Here is a 1,454-nt window from a genome sequence, read left to right as displayed (position 1 = left end):
GACGGCTACGGCTGGATCCACAGTTTCTCGGGCAGCAGGGAACCGAGGCCGTACTGCGCGAGGCCGCCGACGTTCTTGCCCGAGATGGCGCCGAGCCCCCCACGCGCGATGAAGAACATCGGGGTCAGTTCGGTCAACCGTTCCTGCACCGTGTCGTAGGCCGCCCTGCGCTGCTCCTCCGAGGTCGCGGTCCGACCGGCCTGCAGGGCCGCGTTGAGCGCCGGGTCGTCGATACCGGGCATGTTCGCCGGCGAGCCCCCGGCGAAGACCGTCGACAACCGAGGCTCGGGATCCTGGAAGAGCGCGGACGTGATGACCGCGTCGAAGTCGAGTGTCCTGCGCAGCTGGACGAACTCGGCGAGCTCAATGGTCTTGATTTTGACCTCGACGTTGTTGAAGGCGCCGAGCTGGGCCTGGATGTTCTCCGCAATCGCCCTGTTCTCGCTGCTGGAGGAACTGGTGAACGTGAAGGACAGCGGCTTTCCCTCGGCGGCCAGCTCGTCGAAGAGCCGCTGGGCGGTCGCCTTGTCCGTCTTACGCAGCGGCGTCTCCGAGTAGAAGGGGGAGGCGTCGGTGAACAACGTGTCGGCCAGCTGCGCGGTGCCGTTGTAGGCCGCGAGGTTCAGCGCGTCCGAGTCCAGCGCCGCCGCGACCGCCCGACGCGCACGAATGTCGTCGAACGGTGCTCTGCGCATGTTGAACGCCGCGAAGACGCCGCCGCTGAGCTGCATGACGTTTGTCGGCAGACCCGCCTTGGTGGCCTTGTCGAGGTTGATCCAGCTGGAGTCGATGGCCACGTCCGCGCCCCCGGTGAGCAACGTGTTGTAGCGCTGGTTGCCGTCGAGCGCCGCGCGGAGGGTGAGGCGGTCGAGGTAGGGCCTGGGCGCGTCCCAGTAGCGAGGGTTCCTGACGAGCCGGATGTCGGCCTGACGGGTCCAGCTCTCCAGGGTGAACGGCCCCGCGCCGATCGGCTTCGCGTCGAAGGCCTGCTGGCCCTTCCGCAGGGCCGCGGGTGAGGCGATCCAGTTCATCGAGGAGGCGAGGACGGACAGGGCGTATCTCGGCACGGGGGTGACCAGGGTGACCTTCAGCGTGACGTCGTCCACCACCTCGGACGATTCGATCGTCGCCGCCTCCGACCGGTGGGCCGAACCGACGGCCGGGTCCTTGGTCCGGTCCCAGTTGAACTTCACCGCCTCGGTGTTCAGCGGGGTGCCGTCGGAGAACACCAGCCCCGGCCGCAGCTTCAGGGTGAAGGTCTTGCCGTTGTCAGCCGTGGTGAACGACTCGGCCATCGAGTACTGGACCTTGTCCGCCGCATCATTGGTCATCAGGGTCCCGTACAGGGCATTACCCAGGAGGGCACCGGACGCATACGCGTTGCCGAGGATCGCCGGATCCAGAGTGCGCGGATCACTCAGCGTGAGGATCCGCCCTTCGCCGCCCGCCACCGG

At 67.5% G+C, this 1,454-nt stretch carries 1 protein-coding gene; it reads right to left on the bottom strand.

What is annotated here, in order from left to right:
- Positions 1 to 5 precede the first annotated feature (5 nt).
- The coding region (locus MXD62_RS27495) for an ABC transporter substrate-binding protein (protein WP_248832298.1) at positions 6 to 1,454 on the bottom strand (1,449 nt) is incomplete at its 5' end.

The sequence above is a fragment of the Frankia sp. Mgl5 genome, assembly GCF_023242985.1.
Lineage (GTDB): Bacteria > Actinomycetota > Actinomycetes > Frankiales > Frankiaceae > Parafrankia > Parafrankia soli.
The sequence above is the reverse complement of the archived record's forward strand: the minus strand, read 5'-3'. Positions and strand labels throughout refer to the sequence as shown.